Below are 468 nucleotides of genomic sequence, written 5' to 3'. Positions count from 1 at the left end.
GCGCAGCGCGGCGGCCGCGGCGAAGATCCCGGTCGCCTCGGCGGCCGTGGTGGCCCTCGCGTTGCCGGGCGGCACCCCGCTTCCCGAGCAGTCCGGTGTCCTCGTCGCCGGTCGCACCGGGTCGCACGCCAAGGCGGTGACGCTGTCCTCGCGCAAGTGGGGGCGCCGCGCCAACGTGGAACTGGTCCGCCTGTCCTATGGCCGGTTCGGCGACGAGATCGCGCGCAGCACCTCCGACGAGGAGCTGTTGTCCTGGTCGGCCGACGACCTGGCGACACTGTTCGGGATCAGCGTGGATCCGGTGGATGCCCGGGTGGTGCGCTGGATCGATGCGATGCCCCAGTACGGTCCGGGGCATGCCGATCTGGCCGGCGAGATCCGGGCCGGGCTCCCGCCGGCGCTGGCGGTGGCCGGGGCCTACCTCGACGGCATCGGCGTGCCGGCGTGCGTGGCGGCGGCCACCAGGGC

1 pseudogene is annotated in these 468 nt (G+C 74.8%); it reads left to right on the top strand.

Annotated elements, in window-relative coordinates:
* Positions 1–468: pseudogene (locus tag ACXAID_RS28410) on the top strand (protoporphyrinogen oxidase); the annotation flags it as partial.

It is taken from the genome of Mycobacterium sp. ABE4_509 (assembly GCF_056160785.1).
Note: the sequence above shows the minus strand (reverse complement) of the source record. Positions and strands in the feature narration are given on the sequence as shown.